The sequence below is a fragment of the Rhabdonatronobacter sediminivivens genome (assembly GCF_013415485.1).
Taxonomy (GTDB): domain Bacteria; phylum Pseudomonadota; class Alphaproteobacteria; order Rhodobacterales; family Rhodobacteraceae; genus Rhabdonatronobacter; species Rhabdonatronobacter sediminivivens.
In genome coordinates this window covers 1-610 of record NZ_JACBXS010000151.1, presented here as the reverse complement: position 1 = coordinate 610, position 610 = coordinate 1, and the positions used below count along the sequence as shown (strand labels likewise).

Sequence of the window (610 nt, the reverse complement as noted above, 5' to 3'; positions counted from 1 at the left end):
CGCGGCGCCGCTTTGTGGGATGAAGTAAAAGACCGTTTAAACGACAACGCCTTTGGTTTGTCGGGTGGTCAGCAACAGCGTTTGGTGATTGCCCGGGCGATTGCCATTGAGCCAGAAGTGTTGCTGTTGGATGAGCCCGCATCGGCGCTGGATCCCATCTCGACGCTAAAAATTGAAGAGTTAATTAACGATCTCAAGGAGCAATACACCATTGTGATCGTCACCCATAACATGCAACAAGCGGCGCGGGTATCCGATCAAACCGCTTTCTTGTACATGGGTGAACTAATTGAGTACGCCGACACCAATACCTTGTTTACCACGCCGGCGAAAAAACAAACTGAAGATTATATTACCGGACGCTACGGTTAAGCATTGAGAGAGGTGAGTTATGGAAAATAAAGGCAAACATATTTCCGAACAGTTCGATAACGAACTGGAGAGCGTCCGCAATGCGGTACTTTCCATGGGTGGCATGGTTGAAAAGCAGCTTACTGATGCGTTGTTGGCGATTGAAAGCAACGACAACGAATTGGCCGATGCAGTGCTCTCGAACGATAAGAAAATAAATTCGCTAGAAATGGATATCGATGGTGCCTGTACGCGCATT

The 610-nt window shown here is 47.9% G+C and carries 2 protein-coding genes; both read left to right on the top strand.

Annotation, left to right across the window (positions count from 1 at the left end; genetic code table 11):
• Positions 1–372: phosphate ABC transporter ATP-binding protein (locus HUK65_RS18585; RefSeq protein ID WP_179907776.1), on the top strand; the 372-nt coding region annotated here is incomplete at its 5' end.
• A 19-nt stretch (positions 373–391) separates the two neighbouring features.
• On the top strand, positions 392–610 hold a 219-nt coding region (locus HUK65_RS18580), incomplete at its 3' end, for a PhoU domain-containing protein (RefSeq protein ID WP_327787159.1).